We start from the raw sequence: 20,594 nt of genomic DNA on the forward strand, positions 1-20,594 counted from the left end.
CCCCCGAGATATTTTTAGCCAGATGAAGAGGATCCCCTCGATCTGGCGAGGAGATACAAGATGAGCAAGATGGCGGATTATGACGGCCCGATCCTTGAGATCGACAAGCTGTCGATTTCCTTCTTTACCCGCCTGCGGGAAATTCCGGCCGTGATGGATTTCTCTGTCAGTGTGCAACCCGGTGAAGCTGTTGGTCTGGTCGGTGAATCCGGTTGCGGCAAATCCACGGTGGCGCTGGGTGTCATGCAGGACCTTGGCAAAAACGGTCGCATCGTTGGTGGTACGATCAAGTTCAAGGGTCGTGATCTGGCGGAAATGAGTTCAGACGAATTGCGCGACATACGTGGCAATGAGATCGCGATGATCTATCAGGAGCCGATGGCCTCACTGAACCCGGCAATGAAGATCGGTAAGCAGCTGATGGAAGTGCCCATGATTCACGAGGGCGTCAGCGCGGAAGAAGCGTATTCGCGCGCGCTGGAAGTTGTCACCGATGTGCGCCTGCCGGACCCCGAGCGAATGCTCAACTCGTTCCCGCACCAGCTGTCAGGCGGTCAACAGCAGCGCATCGTGATCGCGATGGCCTTGATGTCGAAACCGGCGCTGCTGATCCTTGACGAACCAACAACGGCACTTGACGTGACGGTTGAGGCTGCCGTGGTCGAGCTGGTGAAGGATCTGGGCAAGAAATACGGCACCTCGATGCTGTTCATTTCGCACAACCTCGGGCTGGTTCTGGAAACCTGTGACCGGCTTTGCGTGATGTATTCGGGTGAGGCGGTCGAGCGCGGCTCGATCAAGGATGTGTTTGACGAGATGCAGCATCCTTACACGCAAGCCCTGTTCCGGTCGATCCCGCTGCCGGGGGCCGACAAGAATTCGCGTCCGCTGGTGGCTATACCGGGGAACTTTCCCCTACCCCATGAGCGGCCCCCTGGTTGTAACTTTGGTCCGCGCTGCGACTATTTCGAAGAGGGGCGCTGTGACGCCAAGGACATCCTGATGGAGGCGGTGCCCGGAAATGACCGGCACCATACCCGTTGCCTTAAATTCAAAGAGATTGACTGGAACGCACCAATCACGGTGGGTGAACAGAAAGAGAAAGGTGAGATCGGCAGGGTCGTTCTGAAGATGGACAACCTCAAGAAATACTATGAGGTTGCAGCAAATGCCCTGTTCGGCGGTGGCGAAAAGAAGGTTGTGAAGGCAAACGAAACGCTTAGTTTCGAGGCGCATGAATCCGAGACGTTGGCCATTGTGGGCGAATCCGGTTGCGGCAAGTCCACGTTCGCCAAAGTTCTCATGGGTCTTGAGACGGCCACGGACGGGCAGATTCTTCTGGACAACCGCAATATCGAACAGGTGCCCATAGAAGAGCGCGACGCAAAGACCGTTGGTGAAGTTCAGATGGTGTTTCAGAACCCGTTCGACACGCTGAACCCGTCGATGACCGTTGGGCGCCAGATCATCCGGGCATTGGAAATCTTCGGTGTTGGCAATTCTGAGGCCGAGCGCAAGAAGCGGATGCTGGAGCTGCTGGATCTGGTAAAACTGCCGCGCGCCTTTGCCGACAGGATGCCGCGTCAGCTGTCGGGTGGCCAGAAGCAGCGCGTAGGTATCGCGCGCGCCTTTGCTGGCGATGCGCGCATCGTGGTGGCCGACGAGCCCGTATCGGCGCTGGACGTTTCGGTGCAAGCTGCGGTGACCGACCTGCTGATGGAAATTCAGCGCGAGCACAAAACCACGTTGCTGTTCATCAGCCATGACCTTTCCATCGTGCGATACCTCAGCGACCGAGTGATGGTGATGTATCTGGGCCATGTGGTCGAGCTGGGCACAACTGATCAGGTTTTTGCCCCCCCCTACCACCCTTATACCGAAGCGCTTCTGAGTGCTGTTCCCATCGCCGATACATCGGTCGAAAAGCAGCACATCGTTCTGGAGGGTGATATTCCTTCGGCCATGAACCCGCCACCGGGTTGCCCCTTCCAGACACGGTGTCGCTGGAAATCCGAAGTGCCTGACGGCCGCTGCGAGTCACATGTGCCACCGGTGCAGACATTGGCCGAGGGTCATCAGGTGAAGTGCCACTTGTCCGAAGAGGTGCTGGCACGGATGCAACCCGTGATCAAAGTCGCGGCCGAGTAGGTTTGCGGATCTTCACTGGAAAGGGCCGGTCGTTGACCGGCCCTTTCTGTGAGCGCCGCGTTTCACGAGGAAACTGGCGGCGCCTGTGAGTGGTGGTTCCCTGTCAGACTCTCAGCCGGTCATGACATTGTTGCCGAAATGCATGAACTCCTGGTTCATACCAGCAATCTCTCCGGCCTCCAGTTTCAGGCTGGCACTGTCAAGCATCTGATAGCTTTGCTGTCCCTTTACCCACTCGTCTGCTGATTGCAGCGTGGTCAGCGTATAAGACGTGACTTCGTTCAGGTAATGAGTTGGGATAATGATCTTGGGCTTTAGCTTGGCCACGATGTTATTACCCTGATCGAAACTCAGGATATGTTGCGACCCGTCTACCGGAAGGGTCAGAACATCGACCTGTCCGACGGCGTCCCAAAACTCCTGAGGCGGATTGTGGCGATTATCACCCCAGATCAGCGTACGAATGCCGCCTGTTTCCACCAGATAGACCACCATATCCATATGACCCACATTGTTCGGTGGGCAGGCTTCGACCCCAAACTCGGCCAGTGCATTGGTCCAATTGTACCACCCCGGCGCCACGCAGGCATGTTTATCTGCAAAACCGGTGATCTTGATATCGGCGAACTCGAAATTGCCCACCATCCTGTCCAGCACCATGGTCGAGCTTGGTCGTTCGATCGCGTCGTGATCGAAATGCGCATGTGTCGACAAGGTAATGTCCACCGGGATCTGGGGGAATTCATTGCGGAACCAAAGCCCCCACGCGCCCGACGGGTCATCACGCCAGGGGTCGAACAGGACCGTTGCGCCGTTGGGCGAGGTGATCTTGATGGCGCAATGCCCATAATAGTCGACACTGACAACTCCGGCACTGGCCTGCCCCGTCGATCCCTGCAGCTCGATCACATGGTTATTGTTTCCTGGCTGCAACCAGGCTTGCGATTGCGCCTCGGCCGGTTTTGCCCCCAGCACTGAAGCTGTCGCGCCAACACCGGCAGCACCTGCCGCCATGAAAAATGACCGCCGAGACAACCCCGGTGCCAGATGATCCCTGTCCCCTTTCAGGATGGTCGGTTTCAGATCCTTGCGATCCATATCTTTGTACCTCTCTGTTGGACGTGCGCCGTTTTTCCGCACCTCAACCCAGAGGGTAACAAACCAAAGCACATCGGCTCAGACCGAAAAAATGGGGGTGAAATATGGGGGCAATCCCCATATTCGGCATTCACGAAATCGAGAGCAAATGACTACGCAGGTTTTGATCCCGTCCCTCAAGTCCTAGTTTTCGACGAATGTTGTTGCGGTGAAAATCGATTGTCGACGTCTCTCGGGACAGGGCCTTGGCAATGTCCTTCGTGGTTTTCCCAAACATGACCATCTGTGCAATTTCCATTTCGGTCGGGGTCATTGCCGCGAAGGCATCCGTCAACTTGTCAGACAGCGAAGACGTGATCTCGTTCAGGTTCTTTTCGGCCAGCTCAAGATAGACAAATTGCGCCTCGTCGCCGGAAAGCTGCGCCCGAACCTTTTCAAGATACGGCAAAACTCTGCTTCGAACCTGCTCGACGATTTCGTGATCCCGGTTCTTGCGGTCATCGTCGAGACTTGAGAGCAATACGCGCAACGCTGTGTTCGTCTCCTGCAACTCTCGGGTTCGATCCGAAACACGCGTTTCAAGCTGGGCAAGTGTTTCGTTCAGTTTCTCCTCCAACGCGCGTCTCAGATAAACCTCTTGCAACAAAGCCAAATCCGACTCGACCATGCGCGCGAACTGCGCCAGCCCCTCTCGGAACAACAAGGCCCGCCGGTTCTGTTTACGGTCCAGAACACAGATTGTGCCAAACACCGAGCCATCGGGCCATTTCAGCGGTAAGCCGATGTAAAAGGTCATTCCGTGTTCCAGGTCGTCGTTGTCCGCCCAAACCGGATCACATTTGGCGTCCTCGACCACCAATTCTCCGTCACGCTCCAGAACACCCTGGCAATATAGCTTGGGGTTCAACTGGAAACTCAGACCGACCGGATATGGATTCTCGGGGTGATCGGATGTGATCAAAACCGCATGATCCGGCGCGTCGGTTTTCATGATCAGGCTTGCGGGCACGTCGGCCAGTTCTGCGACCAGATCAACAAGTTGCTGCCAGTTTGCCAGCGTTTCTTTGGGAATCTGCGGGTGATCAGCAGGCATAAGGGGCCTCACCAGTTACTGGGCGATACCCTGTCAGGTTAGTTGGAGGCGTTACACTGAATCAAGAATACGACACTCTGCGGCGCAGCATCGGTTTCAGCCGCCCCAGATAACCTTCACGTAGTTCTGGGTTTCCTTGTACGGCGGGATACCACCATGCTTTTCAACCGCATCAGGTCCCGCGTTATAGGCCGCCAGCGCCAAAGGCCACGATTTGAACTTGCGGTACTGCCAGGACAGATATCTGGCACCGCCTTCGAGGTTCTGCTTGGGATCATGCGGGTTTACGCCCAAAAGCTCAGCCGTTTGTGGCATAAGCTGCGCCAATCCCAACGCACCTTTATGTGACTTCGCCTGTGGGTTCCAACCACTTTCCTGCTGCACGAGACGCAAGAACATATCTTCAGGGATGTTGTGAAGGCGGGCAACACGCCGCGCGATTTCCAGATATTCTCCGCGATATTTTCCTGAATATCGTTTGCTGACCTGATCGCGCGTTGTTTTGGGTTTCAGCCGGGCCGAGTCGCGGTACTGGGTTGCCGCACGAGAATCCAGAACCTTCGCCTGTTTAAGGAAAATATCCTTGCGGCTTTTGCTGGACAATGTTTGTGCCTGCACCGGCGCAACGGCCAATACAAGGCAGGCAACGGAAAACCCAGCAACCCAAGAACGCATCTTTGCTTATCCTGCTCGATCAAAACCAGTGGGAGTATAGGTATTCCCGCAAAAAATGAAAGCTTGGTAAATAGTACAGTAAGACTCTTGTTCGACAGTGTTGTATCAACTGTTTTCAACCATGATGCAGGCCGTATAGGGTCTCACCAAACTCATTGCGCCAGATTCGGCGCATTTACGCAGAACAGAACGAGGATTTACATGGCGGGTTCAGTCAACAAGGTCATTCTGGTGGGAAATCTTGGCCGCGACCCCGAAGTCCGGTCGTTCCAGAACGGTGGCAAAGTGTGCAACCTGCGCATTGCCACCTCGGAAAACTGGAAAGACCGCAACACGGGTGAACGTCGTGAACGGACAGAGTGGCATTCGGTTGCTATCTTCTCGGAACCGCTGGCCCGCATCGCCGAGCAATATCTGCGCAAGGGCAGCAAGGTTTATATCGAAGGCCAGCTGGAAACCCGCAAATGGCAGGATCAGTCCGGTCAGGATCGTTATACGACCGAGGTTGTCTTGCGCCCCTATCGCGGGGAACTGACCCTGTTGGACGGTCGTAGTGAAGGCGGTGGCGGCAGCGGCGGCGGGTATGGTGGCGGCCAAGCCGGTGGCGGTTACGGTGACCCCTATGGCGGTCCATCCAGCTCTCCGGCGCCCGCATCGGGCGGAATCGACGACGACGAGATTCCGTTCTAAACAAAGCGGAGAAACAACATGACATGGTCCTTCTCTCTCGGCCGATTGCTCGGGTCCGAACTGAGGGTCCATGTCACCTTTTTTCTGCTGCTCGCCTGGGTCGGTTTTGCCGCTTTCTCAGCCGGTGGCATGCCAGCCGCGATTGAGAACCTTCTCTTTGTTCTGGCGCTGTTTGCCTGCGTTGTCGCGCATGAGTTCGGTCACGCCCTTATGGCGCGGCGCTATGGCATCAAAACCCCCGACATCACCCTTCTGCCCATCGGCGGCCTGGCCCGGCTTGAGAGAATGCCGGAAAAACCCATGCAAGAGGTTCTGGTGGCGCTTGCGGGCCCGGCAGTGAATATCGCTATCTTCATTGGCCTTGCCGTGCTTGGCGCAGGGATGCCGCTTGAGACCCTCGCGCAATTGGAGTCACCAAATGTGAGGATTGTGGACAAGCTGGCCTATATCAATCTGCTCTTGGCCATCTTCAACTTGATCCCGGCATTCCCAATGGACGGAGGCCGCGTCTTTCGCGCCCTTCTGTGTTTACGCATGAATCGTGTCAAAGCCACCCGAATTGCAGCCGTTGGTGGCCAGGTTGTCGCCATCGGGTTTGGATTTCTAGGGCTGAGCTCCGGCAATCCAATTCTGGTATTGATCGCCGTATTTGTGTTCTTTGCGGCCAATGCAGAAAGCCAGGAAGTCGCTTTGCGATCCGCGGTCCGCCGCGTTCTGGCCCGTGACGCGATGATCACTGAGTTTCACGCACTTTCTCCCAGTGATACGCTGAGCACAGCTGCACAAGCCGTCATTCACACCACTCAGCACGAGTTTCCGGTACTGGACTCAAATCATACTTTGCTGGGTTTTGTGACACGCGATCGCCTGTTCACTGCCCTGGCAAGCGACCAGCCCAGAACTGCGCCCGCGACCTCGATCATGGATGCCAACGTTCCCGCAGTCTTGCTGACAACCGGCCTTGAGGACGTGCTGGAACACCTGCACAATGGGGCGCCAGCCATTGCAGTTCTGACCCATGGCGGTCACATGATCGGTTACATAACCCGCGAAAACATTGGCGAGCTGATGGTTATTCAGGGCCGTTAATCCCCTGCGTCACACCGGGGCCAGCGCGTCCGACAGAACCGACAAGACCGCATCCTTCGGCACATCCGAGGTCACAAAAGCCTGACCAATTCCGCGGGCCAGGATAAACCGCAGCTGGCCGTCCACAACCTTTTTGTCCTGCCCCATCAGATCCACCAGCGCCTCGGCACTTGGCAAGTCACCGGGAATATCAGCCAGATCCGTTTTCATACCCATCGCCCGCAGATGCGCGCGTACCCGGCTTGGGTCTTCTTGCGAACACAGGCCAAGGCGGGACGAAAGCTCGAACGCAAGTGCACAGCCGATGGCCACGCCCTCGCCATGCAAAAGACGGTCGGAATAACCTGTGGCGGCCTCCAAGGCATGGCAGAAGGTGTGCCCCAGATTCAGCAGGGCGCGGTCACCTTGTTCGGTTTCATCCCGGGCCACGATATCGGCTTTCATCTGAACCGAGCGGGTTACCGCACGCACACGTGCGGCCATGTCGCCCGAGGAGACGCTTTGCCCGTTCACCTCAAGCCATTCAAAGAATTCCGCATCCCCAAGCAAGCCGTATTTCACCACCTCGCCATACCCTGAAAGAAAGTCCCTCTGGGTCATGGTCTGCAAGACAGATGTATCTGCCAGAACCAGCGATGGCTGATGAAAAGCGCCGATCAGGTTCTTCCCCTGAGGGGCGTTGATCCCTGTTTTCCCCCCAACGGAGCTGTCGACCTGCGCCAGCAAAGACGTGGGGATTTGCACGAACCGAACGCCTCGGCGCAGGACGGCCGCGGCAAAGCCTGCAAGATCACCAATTACCCCACCACCAAGGGCCACAACAACGTCCCTGCGTTCAACCTTTTCTGCCAACAGCCACTCAACCGCGCGTTCGAAATGAGGCCAGCTTTTGGTCGCTTCGCCGGCGGGCAAGGCCAGCGCGGACATTTCGATCCCGGCGACTTTCAGACCCGCACGCAGCGAGTCCAGATGCAGATCAGCGATGTTTTCATCTGTCAGGACGGCCACCTTGGGGCGCGCCAATTGTGGTGCAATCCATTCGCCAGCTCGCGCCAGAAGATCCGGACCGATCTCAACGTCATACGACCGGTCACCCAGTTCCACATGTACTGTTTGATGCATTATCTGATTTCCAAAACATCAGGGCGCGCCAACAAGGCGTCGACAACCCGGTCCACCATATTCTCGATCGACGTTTCGCCATCCGAATCCACGATCAAATCTGCCTCGGCGTAAACCGGAACACGCGCCTCGTAGAGGGCTTTCAATGTCGCAAACGGATCAACGGTGCGCAGCAGTGGGCGCGTGTCCTTGTGGCGAACTCGGCTCCACAAAACTTTCAGGTCTGCCCGCAACCAGACAGACGCCCCACGCAAGGTGATCAAACGCCGATTGTCGGGCTGAAGAAACGCCCCGCCACCCGTTGAAAGGATGCCTTTTTTTTCGTCCAGCAGGCGGCTGATGACCTGTGTTTCCTTGGTGCGAAAAAACGGCTCTCCGTCCCGCTCAAAGATTTCGGGGATGGTCATGTTGGCGGCTGATTCGATTTCGGCATCACTATCCAGAAAGGGAACACCCAGACGCGCGGCCAAAGCGCGGCCCACGGCCGTCTTGCCGGCCCCCATCATGCCCACCAGAACCACGGTTTTGTGCAGATCAAATCGGGTCTGCGTGTCCGCTGAATGCGTGTTATGCTTAATTTCGCTCATTTCACCGTGAATGACGTGATCTTGGGAAAAATGCCAGTTATAACTTGGTCAAAATCAAAAATTGAGGCAGCGTGACGCCATGAGCCGTCTGATCAAGTTCCTGATATATGTTCTGTGCCTGACATTCATCGGGCTGGTTGCCTATGCCTATGTCGGTCCATTCTTTGGTGTGGATTTCTCTGCGCCTCAAAGTGAAATTCGCGAGCCGGTTGTACTGGATGTCAACTAAGCAACTGCTTTTGGCAATCACACTGGCCGGGTCGGCACATGCGCAGGAACCCTTATCCGCCATCGAATGGCTGACAGACCCGCCGGAAAACCTGCCGGGAACCGTTCTGCTGGAACCACCGGTTACGCAAGATGGCGCATTGCCGGAAATTGAGGTGACTTCGCTTGAGGCACTGTCGCAGCCGCTGGGCCTTGTTTCGTCCTCTGTCACCGGTCTGCCCGTCGACCTTTGGCAGGGCAGCGATGCGGATCGCCTGGCCGAACTGATCGCCGACGTCCACGTGCGTGACAACCCGGCCATGCAGCGTTTGTTGTTCACGTTGCTCTTGTCTGAAACCCGCGCGCCGTCGGGGCCTCTGGCCGAAGAAACCCTTTTGCTGGCCCGGCTGGATCGGTTGATGCAACTGGGTGCCGCTGATCCGGCACAATCGCTTGTTCAACTGGCCGGACCCACTGACACGCAGGACCGGTTCAAGCGCTGGTTCGATGCGACGCTCTTGACCGGGGATGAGGATCGCAGTTGTACCGCCCTTATTGCCGAACCGTATCTTTCGCAGGACTATGCGGCTCAGATCTTCTGCAAGGCCCGCCGCGGGGATTGGGCTTCGGCTGCGCTGACGCTTGAGGCGGCACATGCGCTTGAAATCCTTCCACCCGAGGATCTGGCGGTTCTGGACCGTTTCCTTAGCCCGGAACTGTATGAAGGCGCAGCTTACCTGCCGCAGCCGGAAAACCCTGATCCCCTGACGTTCCGTTTGTTTGAGGCAATTGGCGAACGACTCCCCTCCGCTCCGCTGCCGCGGGCGTTTGCCAATGCGGATCTGCGCGATGTCGCGGGTTGGAAGGCACAGATCGAAGCAGCGGAACGGCTGACCCGTATTGGCGCATTAACCCCCAATCAGCTGCTGGGCCTTTATACCGAGCGTGATCCGGCAGCCTCAGGTGCTGTCTGGGATCGGGTGGCCGCCGTTCAGCGTTTTGAAAGCGCGTTAGACACCGGGAACGCGGAAGCGATCGGAAAGACTTTGCAACCGGTCTGGCAACAGATGCGCGGTGTCGGGCTTGAGGTTCCGTTTGCCGAACTGTTCGCCGAGCGCTTGTCGTCTGTCACATTGCCGGTTGCCACCACCGAAATCCTGCGCTGGCGTATTCTGATGCTGTCGGGGCTTTACGAACAGGCCGCCTTGGCAGCGCCCGACACATCCAACGAAACCCGATTTCTTGCCGCTTTGGCACAAGGTGACCCCGGGCGCGCGGTGTCCCCGTCCCCTTTGGCTGATGCTGTCGCTCAGGGGTTTGAATGGGCAGCGCCTGTGCCAGGCGACATTGATGCGCTGCTGGCCAACGGTCAATTGGGCGAAGCCATTATTGAAGCCATGCAACTGTTTACACATGGCGCACGGGGCAATCTGGTGGACCTGACAGCGGCGATTGCAACGTTCCGGCGCGTTGGGTTGGAAGACACCGCGCGACGTGCGGCCCTGTCCCTTTTGATCCTGCAAAAGCGTTGATCATGGGCTCTCCGGCATCAGACGCCCTGTGGATTTCAACGTTCTTGCAGGCGCAGGCGGCAGAGCTTGGCGCGGCTACCAATACGCTGCTGGCTTATGGGCGCGACCTGAAAGATTTTGCCGAATGGCTGGACCCCAAGAAATCCGGATTTGATCAGGTAGATCGCGACCTGATCGAAGCCTACCTGATCGACTGCGATGCACAGGGCTTGTCACGTTCGACCCGCGCACGGCGTTTGTCTGCTATCAAGCAGCTGTACCGGTTTGCCTTCGAGGAAGGCTGGCGCGCGACCAATCCTGCCATTCAGATCAAAGGTCCCGGCCGGCAGAAACGGCTGCCCAAGACGCTGGATGTGCCCGAAGTTGATCGTTTGCTGGAGGCTGCCCGAAAAACCGGGCGAACCGAATCTGACAGGCTAAGAAACACCTGCCTGATGGAGGTTTTGTACGCCACCGGAATGCGGGTGACTGAACTTGTCTCCCTGCCCGTCTCCTCGGCCCGTGGCGACCCCCGGATGCTGCTGGTGCTGGGAAAAGGGGGGAAGGAGCGAATGGTCCCTCTGTCGCCTCCGGCCCGGGATGCTTTGGCCGCGTGGCTGAGCGCGCGGGACGAGGCCGAGGACCTGGCCGCGGAAAAAGGCGCTCAGCGCTCGCGCTTTCTGTTCCCTTCACGCGGAAAGTCCGGTCATCTGACACGGCACAGGTTCTTTTTGCTGGTGAAAGAGCTGGCTGTACGCGGCGGTGTTTCTTCTGAAAAAGTCACACCACACACGCTGCGCCATGCATTCGCTACGCATCTGCTGGCCAACGGCGCTGATCTGAGATCGATCCAGACGTTATTGGGCCATGCAGACGTAGCGACGACAGAAATCTATACGCATGTTCTGGATGAACGTCTGGCGGAACTGGTGTTGCAACATCACCCGCTGAGCAAAGACCGCAATGAGGACAAGGGCTAAGACCTTGATCCAGCGGGGCGACGTCCCCATAACGGATGCAGTACACAAACCTATCAAGGACCAATGGAACCCTTACCTTCTATGATCGACGGCGCATTCTGGTTTACGACCGGCGCTATCCTGTTCCTGCTTATCCTGTCCGGATTCTTCTCGGGCTCGGAAACGGCGCTGACCGCCTCATCTAGGGGGAAACTGCGCGCTCAGGCCGACAAGGGATCGCGCGGGGCCAAAAAGGCTCTGGAAATCACCGACGACAACGAACGTCTGATCGGGTCGGTTCTGCTGGGCAACAACCTCGTCAACATTCTGGCCGCGTCACTGGCGACGGCGTTGTTCACACGTCTTTTTGGCGAAAGCGGCGTGGCATTGGCAACGCTGGTCATGACCTTTCTGGTGTTGATCTTTGCCGAAGTGCTGCCCAAGACATACGCCATCACCAATTCCGAAAAGGCCGCTGCGGCCGTTGCGCCGATCATCAGCGTGGTCGTGACAGTGTTTTCGCCTGTCGTCGCGGCCGTACGTTTGTTGGTGCGTGGCGTATTGCGCCTGTTCGGAGTTCAGATCGATCCTGACAGCAACATTCTGGCCGTGCGCGAAGAAATCGCAGGCGCCCTGCAACTGGGCCATTCCGAAGGGGTTGTTGAAAAAGAAGATCGCGACCGCATCCTCGGCGCGCTGGACCTGGGCGACCGCACGGTGGAAGAGATCATGCTCCACCGTTCCAACATCGAGATGATCGATGCGAACGCCCCACCCGAAGCTATCCTGAGGCAATGCCTTGAAAGCCCTCACACTCGTCTGCCCGTTTTCAGGGACGAGCAGGAGAACATTGTTGGCGTTGTTCACGCCAAGGACTTGTTCCGCGCGATGTATGCACAGGCTGGCAGCAGCGACGGCGGCACCGACCGGCTGGCCAGCTTCGACATCGGCAAGGTCGCAAATGCCCCCTATTTCGTTCCGGAGACCACAACTCTGGATGACCAGATGCGCGAGTTTCTGCGAATGCACGGTCACTTTGCGCTGGTGGTGGACGAATACGGCTCATTGCGTGGACTGATCACGCTTGAGGATATTCTGGAAGAAATTGTGGGCGAAATCGCCGATGAGTTCGATATCGCCGAAGAGGTGCCGGTCGTTCGAACGGATGATGGCCAATTCCTTGTCGAAGGTGCTATGACCATTCGCGACGCCAATCGTGCGCTGGACTGGTCGCTACCGGATGAAGAAGCCAACACTCTTGCTGGTCTGGTCATCCACGAAGCCCAGATGATCCCGGTTGTTGGGCAAGTGTTTTCGTTCCATGGCTTCCGGTTCGAGGTTACAGCACGCGAAGGCAATCGTATCACCGCCCTGAAAGTGCGGCCCTTATAGGGTTCGGACGCCAGACAAAAACGACGCGCTCTGTCGCTCGTATGACAGAATGCTTTATCGTTGATCTGCACCGTCCTACCAGAGATGGAGGAGCAGATGAAAAACACATGCCAGGTGGCCGTCATCGGTGGCGGCGTTGTCGGATGTTCGGTTCTTTATCACCTGACCAAGCTCGGGTGGTCGGACGTCATGTTGCTGGAACGGTCCGAACTGACCAGCGGATCGACCTGGCATGCGGCAGGCGGGTTTCACACCCTCAACGGCGACACCAACATGGCGGCGCTACAGGGATACACGATCAGGCTGTATAAAGAACTGGAACAGATCACTGGCATGTCCTGTGGCCTGCACCATGTGGGCGGTGTGACACTTGCCGACAATCAGGACCGGTTCGATATGCTGTTGGCGGAACGCGCCAAGCATCGGTTCATGGGGCTTGAGACAGAAATCGTCGGCCCGGAAGAAATCAAAAAGATCGCGCCCATTACAAATATCGACGGAATTATCGGTGCTCTTTACGATCCGTTGGATGGACATTTGGACCCCTCAGGAACCACCCATGCCTATGCCAAGGCCGCGCGAATGGGCGGTGCCACAATTGAAACCCATTGTATGGTGCGTGAAACCAACCAGCGCCCCGATGGAAGCTGGGATGTCGTCACCAACAAGGGCACAATCCATGCCGAACACATTGTTAATGCAGGCGGGCTTTGGGCACGTGAAGTTGGCGCCATGGCCGGTGTCTATTTTCCCCTGCACCCGATGGAGCATCAATATCTTGTCACCGACGCGATCCCACAGATCGAAGCAACTATCGATGCGGGTGGCGAGCATCCGCATGTCATGGATCCGGCAGGCGAAAGCTATTTAAGGCAGGAAGGGCGTGGCCTGTGCATCGGGTTCTACGAACAGCCCTGCAAGCCCTGGGCAGTAGACGGCACCCCGTGGGATTTCGGGCACGAGTTGCTGCCCGATGACTATGACAAGATCACCGACAGTATCGAATTCGCGTATCGCCGCTTTCCTGTACTGGCTGAGGCTGGGATAAAATCGGTGATCCATGGGCCGTTTACCTTTGCCCCTGATGGCAACCCGCTGGTCGGCCCTGTACCCGGAATGCGCAACTACTGGTCGGCCTGCGGTGTCATGGCCGGGTTCAGTCAGGGTGGCGGCGTTGGCCTGACGCTGGCGCAGTGGATGATCGAAGGCGAGCCCGAGCGCGATGTGTTTGCCATGGATGTTGCCCGCTTCGGAGACTGGATCAGCCCAGGTTACACCCGCCCCAAAGTCATCGAGAATTATCAGAAACGCTTCAGCGTCGCCTATCCGAACGAAGAACTGCCTGCCGCGCGCCCCAACCGCACAACACCAATGTATGACATCTTCAGCGAGCTGGGCGCGGTCTGGGGGCAGCAATACGGCCTTGAGGTCCCAAACTATTTTGCTCAGGAAGATGAGCCGGGGTTTGAAACGCCATCCTTCCGCCGCTCGAACGCGTTCGCGGCGACAGGGCGCGAAGTGCGGGCGGTGCGTGAAGCTGTGGGTATCAACGAAGTCCACAATTTCGGCAAATACCGCATCACCGGACCCGATGCTCGGAACTGGCTGGACCGGATCATGGCTGGCCGCATTCCGAAACCCGGTCGGCTGTCTTTGGTCCCGATGCTGTCGCACAAGGGCAAGCTAATCGGCGATTTCACTGTTTCCTGCCTGACTGACACCGAGTTCCAGCTTACGGCATCCTATGGCAGTCAGGCCTTCCACATGCGGTGGTTCCAGCAAAACGCTCAGGACGGCGTGAGGATTGAAAACGTCAGCGACCGGTTGAACGGCTTCCAGATTGCCGGCCCGAAGGCAACGCAGGTTCTGGCAGCCTGCACCCGAGACGACTTGGCCGATTTCAACTTCCTGAACGTGCGCCGGATGACTGTCGGCATGACCGACTGTATCGTTCAGCGTGTCAGCTATACGGGTGATCTTGGTTATGAAATCTATTGCGACCCCTTAGCGCAGCGTCAGCTTTGGTGGACGCTGTGGGAGGCCGGACAACCCCACGGCATTGTTCCGTTCGGAATGCGCGCAATGATGAGCCTGCGGCTAGACAAGTTCTTTGGCTCATGGATGCGGGAATATTCGCCAGATTACACCGCCGCAGAAACGGGGTTGGACCGGTTCATTGCTTTCAACAAAAGCACCCGTTTCATCGGCCGCGATACAGCGGAAGCAGAACGGGCCAACGGAACCACCCGCCAGCTGGCAGCCTTCGAGGTTGAAACAGACGATGCAGACGTCAACGCCTATGAACCGATCTGGCTGGATGGTTCGGTTGTCGGGTTCTGCACCTCGGGCGGCTACTCTCATTTTGCGCAAAAATCCGTCGCCATGGGCTTTCTGCCGTCCGGGTGCATAGAAGATGGTCTGGAGGTTGAAATCGAGATTCTGGGGCAGATGCGCAAAGCGAAGGTTATCTCGACACCTTTGTTTGACCCAGATGGCACACGCATGAGGGGATGACAGCACACATGACTGACGGCAGTGAGGCACAATGACCGAAATCCCAATCATCCTGCTTGCCGCCGGTCAATCCAGTCGTATGGGCGGGTTGGACAAGCTTTTGCAGCAAATCGACGGCATTCCACTGCTGACCCGTACGGCGACCCTTGCGCGTGGTGTGGCGCCTGTCCTTGTCGCCCTGCCACCGCGTCCACACCCAAGATATGACGCACTTGCGGGACTGGATGTTCAGACCGTTCCGGTTCCGGACGCGGCAGAGGGAATGAACGCCAGTTTGCGCACCGCCATAGAATACCTTCCTGTAGACGCACCCGCAGTCATGGTTTTGCTGGCCGACTTACCTGACCTGACCCAGGCTGATCTGAGAACGATCTTGAATGCACGTCAATTACATCCCGACAATGTAATCTGGCGTGGAACAACCGCAGATGGAAAGCCCGGGCACCCGGTGATCTTCGATCGGACGCTTTTCAGTCAGCTCTTGGCATTGCACGGCGATCACGGCGCGCAGACGGTGGTTCGGTCACAACAGGGTGGCGTATTCCTGCAACCACTTCCCGGTCAAAACGCGGTTTTGGATTTGGATACGCCGGAAGATTGGGATGCTTGGTGTAAGAAGCGCACTTCTTGAATAAACACGGCCCGGTCGATATCGACCGGGCCGGTGCCCAATACAGGACTACCACTTTCCACAATTCCAAAAGTTTGACCAATAGGTCTTAAAGACACTCTGGTTCCCTAGCAGCTAAACCTAAACAAGACCCCCTCGTTAACACGCCGCTAAAACTTCCGGTAACTGAGTTAGCCGCCAGCGCCCCCTAGCGCTTTTGGCTTCCCCTCACTTGGGCAATTTCATCCTCACTTATCCGATCCTTAGAAACAACGTAAAATTGGAAGAATAGGTTAATTTCGCGCACCTCGATTTGGCTTTTAGGCAACATAGCCCCAGGGCTTGCTCAACCTATAGGCGATCCAAGTCCGGTGCGCATATCAACGATTCGGGATTAAGCGCAAACTTATGCACCCATTCAGCTGCCTGTCAGCAAAGTTACAGCGTCAAGTCCGATGACTCCCGGACTCGCCCACAACCATTGGAAGAGCAGCATTTTTCCCCACTGTTCAGTGAAAGCATTGTCAACAAAACAATGAAAATTCAACTTTTTTGAAAGTTTGACGTCTGTTTTGGCAACAATCCTCCGATTCGCCTTCGACCTACCCGGTTAAATCAGCGAATCCTGATCAACGTCCTTCGCCACAAAACATCTGCTTTGTGGCAAAATTAAGATTTATTAATTGATCAGTCAGGAAACCCCAATCCTGCCAGTGCATCTCATGTCTCAACGCGCAACGGAAATTGCGTGATCAAACCAGGAGACAGAAATGAGCATCCGAAAATCTTCGCTTTTACTTCCCCGCACATCCAACTGGATGGGGGTCAGCGCATTGGGCGCAGCCATGCTGGCCACAACCGCTTTACCTTCGATGGCGGATGAGGCGCTTGCCGATCTTGTCGAATCCGTTTCCCCTTCGGTTGTAACCATCATTGCCGAACAAAAGGCCGCCTCAAGCCCCGCACAGGGGCAGAATTTTGATTTCGACGGTCATCCGTTTGGGGAATTCTTCAAGCGCTTTGGTGGGCCTGAAGGGTTCAACATGCCTCAACGCGGGCCGGCACAAGGGCTCGGGTCAGGGTTTGTACTGGATGAAGCCGGTTATATCGTTACCAATCACCATGTGGTGGACAATGCCGCGACTGTAACCGTTCGCCTAAGTGATGACCGGACATTTGAAGCCGAGGTGGTTGGCACCGACCCGCTGACAGACATCGCAGTCTTGAAGATCGATGCAGGCCCGGGCCTGCAAGCTGTCGAACTGGGTGACAGCGATGCAATCCGCGTTGGCGAAGATGTCGTTGCGATCGGCAACCCGTTTGGTTTGAGCTCGACAGTTACTACCGGCATTGTATCGGCGAAAGGTCGCAATATCTCGGACGGGCCTTATGCCGAGTTCATTCAAACGGACGCCGCCATCAACAAGGGCAACTCTGGTGGCCCGCTTTTCAACATGGACGGCGAAGTGATTGGTGTAAACTCGGCCATATATTCCCCAAGTGGCGGATCTGTCGGGCTGGGATTTGCCGTAACCTCGAACATCGTTGAGCATATTGCGGCCGATCTGCAGGATGACGGGCAGGTCAGCCGTGGGTGGCTGGGTGTATCTATCCAGAATATCAGCCCGCAGCTTGCGGCGGCACTGGGAATTGATGCCTCCTCGGGCGCACTGGTGGCAGATGTTGTCGCCGACAGCCCTGCAGATGGCGTTCTGGAGCAAGGCGATGTTATCCTGTCCTTCAACGGCGAAGCCGTAGACTCCAGTGGTGACCTGCCCATTCTGGTGGGCACAACCAAGGTCGGCACCGCCAGTAATTTGACCATTCTGCGCGATGGCAAACAGGAAACGGTCACTTTGACCGTTGGCCAGCATCAGGCAGCGGCGGTCCAGTCCGACACCCCTGTCGAATCCGAGGCGGCAGGCACGTCGCTTGGTGTCACCGTGGCCCCCCTGACCGAAACGGTGCGGGCCGAGGCAGGTATCGCTAAAGCCGTCGAAGGTGTGGTCGTCACAGACCTGCAACCGGACAGCCCTGCGGCTCGGGCGGGTCTGCAACGTGGTGATGTGATCGTCAAACTGGGCAACCAAGACACGTTCACACCCGAAGCGCTGAAGGCGGCACTGGACAGCGAAAAGACAGACCCGGCACTGGTATTGATCAATCGGGCCGGCAGCCAGATCTTCGTTGCCGTCGAACTGGTCTGACCAACACTATGCGCGCGCCGCTTGATGGGGAGATCCGGCGCGCGCCTCACCCGGCGGACCTGAGTTGTCCGCTGTCCGTCGGGCTTGCCGGGTGCGTGCCCAGCACCCGGCAAGATATTCTGCATTCCATGGGCTTTGTTTGGATAATGTGTTTAAATCCCAAGGGAAAAGGAGCCAGATCATGAGCCGCCGTCTGTTGATCGTCGAAGATGACGCTGACACCAGGGATTTCATTGCCAAGGGGTTTGGCGAAGAAGGCTATGTGGTCGAAACGGCTGCTGATGGCCGAGAGGGATTGTACCATGCAACGGATGGCGGGTTTGACGCCATTGTGCTGGACAGGATGCTTCCCGGTCTGGACGGGCTGTCGCTGATCAAATCCCTCCGCGCGGCGGGGTTGAAAACACCGGTCTTGATGTTGACGGCCATGAGCGCAGTGGACGAGCGCGTCAAAGGATTGCGATCAGGCGCCGACGATTATCTGGTCAAGCCCTTCTCGTTTCAGGAACTTCATGCACGGATCGAAGCCCTGTTGCGACGTCCGCAGGAATCCGAGGAAACGCCGACTCTGACCTGCAAGGATCTTGAAATGGATCTTCTGACCCGCAAGGTTACGCGGGACGGCCATGAGATCACGCTGACGCCCCGTGAATTCCAGATCCTTGAATTCTTTCTGCGCCGCAAGAACCGTGTCGTGTCGCGTACCATGCTGCTTGAGGGCGTCTGGGATTATCATTTCGACCCGAACACCAACGTTGTGGATGTTCACATCTCAAAGCTGCGCCGCCAGTTGGATGAAGGCGGAGACACACCTTTGATTGAAACTGTTCGCGGAGCAGGTTACATGATGTCCGATGGATAACCTTCGGCTTTCCCTTAATAATTCACGAACAAGACTTGTCGCCACCAGCATGGTGCTAAGCACGTTCCTGACCGCGTCCGTGCTGGCACTGGTCTATGTGACGGCCAACAGAAGCATCGAATCCGAGACCCGATCAGTCGTGTCCGCCGAACTGACCGGGCTTGCAGATGAATATGAACGGCGCGGGCTGATCGGGCTGATCACAGCGATCGAACGCCGTCTTCCAAGCGCGCCCGACCGAGACGCGCTGTATCTTCTGGCGGATCGGCAAGGCGTCAAGCTTGTGGGTAACCTGAAAACATGGCCGGTCAATGTGACCGCCGGAAGCGGTTGGGTCGACCTTGAGCTGCGCAGGGCTGACAATGACCAACTGGTGCCTATCTCGGCGGCATCGATCCGCCTGCCCGGTGGCGAACGCCTTCTGGTGGGACGGGATGCGGCGGCCCGTCAACAATTCGACCGTGTATTGTTCCGATCTCTGGCACTGGCGCTAGGGATAGCATTTGTTCTGAGCGTGATCACCGGCTGGCTGTTCACACGCCTGGTGTTTTCCCGCCTGTCGGACATTGCAAGCACAGCCGAAAACATCGTTTCCGGCGATCTTTCCAAAAGGATGCCCCTGCGCGGAACCGGGGACGAGTTCGATCAGGTCTCTGGAACGCTGAACAACATGCTCGACAGGATCGAAGAGCTGGTCAGTAATCTGCGCACCACCTCAAACTCGATCGCACATGATTTGCGCTCTCCTTTGTCCCGCCTTCGTCAACGGGTCGAATCCCTTTCCGAGCCCGGCAAAAGCGATCTGGACCGCGAAATCGACATTGCGCGGGCAACGGGAGAAATCGACCATGTTTTGCGGGTCTTGGGGCAGCTTACCGAAATTTCGCGGGCCGAGGCTGGTCTGGGTCGCGAGCAATTCGAAGACATTGACTTGCAGCAACTGGTTGGCGATGTCGTAGAGCTTTACGATCCGGTGGCCGCGGATCAGGACATCCGTCTTGAGGTTACGGGCTCTGCCCCAGCTATTCAGGGGCACCGGCCCCTCCTCTCGCAGGCTCTTTCCAATCTGCTGGAAAACGCTATGCGCTACGCACCGGCAGATACCGCAATCACGATCTCAATCGGTACCCACGGCGGATTTGCCCAATTGCGGGTTCGGGACCGTGGTCCGGGTGTTCCGCCCGGAGAGTTGGATCGCCTTCAGCTTCCCTTCGTTACGCTTGATCCGGCGCGGACGGAACGCAACGCGGGATTGGGACTCGCACTGGTTGCCGCGATTTCCCATATGCATGGCGGGACATTCGCAGCCCGAAACTGCGACCCGGGTCTGGAAACCACGATCAATCTGGCAATTCAGAGTTAATCCGGCAGTCCGTTTACCGCCAATATCGTGTTTTTATACCGTTTATCGCCTGTAACTTCCGCACCGAACCAATCCGGTGGGACATAAGCATTTGCGGCTTCACTGGTATGGAATTCAACCTCAACCAAACGCAGGGGTTCCAGGCCGCCTGAGAAAACATCCAGCTCGAACTGGTGGCCGTCCGGCATTTGATCCGTGTAACGTACCTTCTCGATCCGGCGTCCTTGGGTTTCCGGCCAGAAAGTTTCGAACTGGTCTCGGGTTATCACTGTCTCACGCTCAACACGTACAAGATCACCGCCGCCTTTCAAAGTCAGGAAGAACACATCGTTCTTTTGCCTTAGGCGCAATTCGGTCGAGTCCTCCGGAGAGGTAAGATAACCCTGACGCACCATTGCTTTTTCTGCGCGGCTCAAGTCCGGTAAGTTTGCCACCAAAAACTTGCGCTCAATTTCTGTACTCATCGG

At 56.9% G+C, this 20,594-nt stretch carries 18 protein-coding genes; 12 read left to right on the forward strand and 6 right to left on the reverse strand.

What is annotated here, in order from left to right; translation table 11 throughout:
• Positions 1-60: 60 nt before the first annotated feature.
• Positions 61-2,148, forward strand: coding sequence for a dipeptide ABC transporter ATP-binding protein (locus tag AC2FPW_RS05565; RefSeq protein WP_267363907.1), 2,088 nt, complete (start codon positions 61-63; stop codon positions 2,146-2,148).
• A 111-nt stretch (positions 2,149-2,259) separates the two neighbouring features.
• Here the strand turns inward: AC2FPW_RS05565 and AC2FPW_RS05570 are convergent, their stop codons facing one another.
• From AC2FPW_RS05570 to AC2FPW_RS05580, 3 genes are all read right to left on the reverse strand, one after another.
• On the reverse strand, positions 2,260-3,246 hold the full coding sequence (locus AC2FPW_RS05570) for an MBL fold metallo-hydrolase (RefSeq protein WP_496812813.1): 987 nt from the start codon (positions 3,244-3,246) through the stop codon (positions 2,260-2,262).
• 130 nt (positions 3,247-3,376) lie between these two features.
• Entirely contained in the window at positions 3,377-4,339 is a 963-nt protein-coding gene (locus AC2FPW_RS05575; protein WP_267363905.1) for a LuxR C-terminal-related transcriptional regulator, read from the reverse strand.
• A 96-nt stretch (positions 4,340-4,435) separates the two neighbouring features.
• Entirely contained in the window at positions 4,436-5,014 is a 579-nt protein-coding gene (locus tag AC2FPW_RS05580) for a lytic transglycosylase domain-containing protein (protein ID WP_496812814.1), read from the reverse strand.
• A 201-nt stretch (positions 5,015-5,215) separates the two neighbouring features.
• On the opposite strand from AC2FPW_RS05580, the gene ssb reads away from it, so the two are divergent.
• Complete coding sequence (ssb, locus tag AC2FPW_RS05585) at positions 5,216-5,704, forward strand: single-stranded DNA-binding protein (protein WP_209504119.1); 489 nt, start codon at positions 5,216-5,218, stop codon at positions 5,702-5,704.
• An 18-nt stretch (positions 5,705-5,722) separates the two neighbouring features.
• The gene (locus AC2FPW_RS05590) at positions 5,723-6,793 is read left to right on the forward strand and encodes a site-2 protease family protein (RefSeq protein ID WP_480537706.1); all 1,071 of its coding nucleotides are present in this window, start codon (positions 5,723-5,725) and stop codon (positions 6,791-6,793) included.
• A 9-nt stretch (positions 6,794-6,802) separates the two neighbouring features.
• Here AC2FPW_RS05590 and aroB read toward each other — a convergent pair whose 3' ends face one another.
• Both aroB and AC2FPW_RS05600 read right to left on the reverse strand, forming a co-directional pair.
• Positions 6,803-7,915, reverse strand: coding sequence for a 3-dehydroquinate synthase (aroB, locus tag AC2FPW_RS05595; protein ID WP_496812815.1), 1,113 nt, complete (start codon positions 7,913-7,915; stop codon positions 6,803-6,805).
• Positions 7,915-8,502 carry a shikimate kinase gene (locus AC2FPW_RS05600; RefSeq protein WP_496812816.1) on the reverse strand — a complete coding sequence of 196 codons (588 nt, stop codon included), beginning with the start codon at positions 8,500-8,502 and terminating at the stop codon, positions 7,915-7,917. Before AC2FPW_RS05600 ends, aroB begins: the two co-directional genes overlap by 1 nt.
• A 79-nt stretch (positions 8,503-8,581) precedes the next feature.
• Between AC2FPW_RS05600 and AC2FPW_RS05605 the strand changes: the two genes are divergently transcribed.
• The 9 genes from AC2FPW_RS05605 (at position 8,582) to AC2FPW_RS05645 (ending at position 20,127) form a co-directional block, all read left to right on the forward strand.
• The gene (locus AC2FPW_RS05605) at positions 8,582-8,731 is read left to right on the forward strand and encodes a hypothetical protein (protein ID WP_267363898.1); all 150 of its coding nucleotides are present in this window, start codon (positions 8,582-8,584) and stop codon (positions 8,729-8,731) included.
• Positions 8,721-10,241 carry a hypothetical protein gene (locus tag AC2FPW_RS05610; RefSeq protein ID WP_496812817.1) on the forward strand — a complete coding sequence of 507 codons (1,521 nt, stop codon included), beginning with the start codon at positions 8,721-8,723 and terminating at the stop codon, positions 10,239-10,241. Before AC2FPW_RS05605 ends, AC2FPW_RS05610 begins: the two co-directional genes overlap by 11 nt.
• Before the next feature lie 2 nt (positions 10,242-10,243).
• A complete protein-coding gene (locus AC2FPW_RS05615; RefSeq protein WP_267363895.1) occupies positions 10,244-11,200 on the forward strand; it encodes a site-specific tyrosine recombinase XerD in 957 nt (318 codons plus the stop codon).
• 63 nt (positions 11,201-11,263) lie between these two features.
• Positions 11,264-12,571 carry an HlyC/CorC family transporter gene (locus AC2FPW_RS05620; protein ID WP_209504126.1) on the forward strand — a complete coding sequence of 436 codons (1,308 nt, stop codon included), beginning with the start codon at positions 11,264-11,266 and terminating at the stop codon, positions 12,569-12,571.
• A gap of 96 nt (positions 12,572-12,667) precedes the next feature.
• Positions 12,668-15,085 (forward strand): GcvT family protein, encoded by a 2,418-nt coding sequence (locus tag AC2FPW_RS05625; protein WP_496812818.1) that lies wholly within the window; start codon positions 12,668-12,670, stop codon positions 15,083-15,085.
• Positions 15,086-15,116: 31 nt separating this feature from the next.
• Complete coding sequence (locus tag AC2FPW_RS05630) at positions 15,117-15,716, forward strand: nucleotidyltransferase family protein (protein ID WP_496812819.1); 600 nt, start codon at positions 15,117-15,119, stop codon at positions 15,714-15,716.
• Positions 15,717-16,465: 749 nt separating this feature from the next.
• Positions 16,466-17,902 carry a DegQ family serine endoprotease gene (locus tag AC2FPW_RS05635; protein ID WP_496812820.1) on the forward strand — a complete coding sequence of 479 codons (1,437 nt, stop codon included), beginning with the start codon at positions 16,466-16,468 and terminating at the stop codon, positions 17,900-17,902.
• A 181-nt stretch (positions 17,903-18,083) separates the two neighbouring features.
• Positions 18,084-18,764, forward strand: coding sequence for a response regulator transcription factor (locus AC2FPW_RS05640; protein ID WP_267366336.1), 681 nt, complete (start codon positions 18,084-18,086; stop codon positions 18,762-18,764).
• Positions 18,757-20,127, forward strand: coding sequence for a sensor histidine kinase (locus tag AC2FPW_RS05645; RefSeq protein WP_496812821.1), 1,371 nt, complete (start codon positions 18,757-18,759; stop codon positions 20,125-20,127). The genes AC2FPW_RS05640 and AC2FPW_RS05645 overlap by 8 nt, the downstream gene beginning before the upstream one ends.
• On the opposite strand, the gene AC2FPW_RS05650 is transcribed toward AC2FPW_RS05645, so the two are convergent.
• Complete coding sequence (locus AC2FPW_RS05650) at positions 20,124-20,591, reverse strand: CYTH domain-containing protein (protein WP_496812822.1); 468 nt, start codon at positions 20,589-20,591, stop codon at positions 20,124-20,126. The genes AC2FPW_RS05645 and AC2FPW_RS05650 overlap by 4 nt on opposite strands.
• Between the last annotated feature and the right edge of the window lie 3 nt (positions 20,592-20,594).

It is taken from the genome of Ruegeria sp. SATB027, assembly GCF_059613825.1.